1 protein-coding gene is annotated in these 784 nt (G+C 73.1%); it reads left to right on the top strand.

The window, feature by feature from the left end; translation table 11 throughout:
* Positions 1–32: 32 nt before the first annotated feature.
* Positions 33–784 (top strand): hypothetical protein (locus D7W79_RS42420; protein ID WP_244222290.1); only part of this gene is annotated, 752 nt, incomplete at its 3' end.

Genomic DNA, 784 nt, shown 5'->3' with positions numbered 1-784 from the left:
GTCAGATGTGTATAAGTGACAGGGTGGAGCGCATGCCCGGCTACCAGTACGTCAACGGCTACTGGGCGCAGGACGGTGACATCTGGCGCTGGGTGTCCGGCGGCTGGGCGCAGGAGGGCTCCACCGAGGTGGAGATCCCCGTCGAGGTTGCCAGCGAGGACGTGACGGCGACCCAGGCGCCCCCGGCCCTGCGCGTGGAGGCGCCGCCCCCCGCGCCGGCCCCGGACTACACGTGGGCGCCGGGCTACTGGTACTGGGGCGCCAACGGCTACGAGTGGGTCTCCGGCACCTGGATGGAGCCTCCACGTCCGGGCCTGGTGTTCGTGTCACCGCACTGGGTGCGTCGCGGCCCGTCCTGGGTGTTCGTGGGCGGCGGCTGGGGGTGGAACGGCTCGGTGCGCGTCATCGTCCCGGTCTACCGCCACGCGCACATCTCGGTGTCCTTCGGCCGCCCGAACTACTTCCTGCGCTCGTGGTACCGCTACCCGGGCGTGTCGTGGCGCTACTACGGCTACGGGCACAGCCGCTACCGCCCGGGCTACCACTACTCCTCCCGTCCGGGCCCGTACCGGTACGGCCCGCGCTCGCATGACGCGTCGCCCGGGCGCTACAACGGCCCGTCGTACGGCGGCCGGGGCAACTACAGCCGTCCCGGTCCCTACCGCCCGCAGGGCGGCGGCGGGGCGCACTCGTCGAACAACGGCGACAGCGGCGGCTGGGGCGGCACCCGGAGTCCTCCTCCGGGCGGGCGCGGGTCCAGCGGTGGCTCGCACCAGTCCAGCGG

Source organism: Corallococcus exercitus, assembly GCF_003611585.1.
GTDB lineage: Bacteria > Myxococcota > Myxococcia > Myxococcales > Myxococcaceae > Corallococcus > Corallococcus exercitus.
This window is presented reverse-complemented; position numbering and strand designations above follow the sequence as displayed.